The organism is Vibrio marinisediminis, assembly GCF_014050145.1.
In the GTDB taxonomy this organism is placed as follows: Bacteria; Pseudomonadota; Gammaproteobacteria; order Enterobacterales; family Vibrionaceae; genus Vibrio; species Vibrio marinisediminis.
In genome coordinates, this window is the sequence record NZ_JACFYF010000060.1 from 1 (window position 1) to 315 (window position 315).

Annotated in this window: 1 protein-coding gene; it reads right to left on the reverse strand. The window is 40.3% G+C overall.

Annotated elements, in window-relative coordinates:
* The coding region (locus H2O73_RS23455) for a Ty3/Gypsy family RNase HI domain-containing protein (protein WP_182110730.1) at nt 1–315 on the reverse strand (315 nt) is incomplete at both ends.

A 315-nucleotide genomic window follows, 5' to 3' on the forward strand; every position in this document is an offset into this window, starting at 1 on the left:
GATTTCAGTAAGAGGGAGGGACGCCCCTTCTACTAGTTCAATTCGGGACAGGTGATCTGCTACTTGATTCTCTGTCCCTTTTCTGTCTCTTATTTCTATATCAAACTCTTGCAGAAGCAGCACCCATCTTATAAGTCTGGGTTTTGAATCCTGCTTTGTGAGTAGATATTTAAGAGCAGCATGGTCAGTGTACACAATCACTTTTGATCCTACTAAATAGGATCTAAATTTATCAATGGCGTAAACCACTGCAAGTAGCTCTTTTTCTGTGGTTGTGTAATTCTTCTGTGCATCATTTAGAACACGGCTAGCATA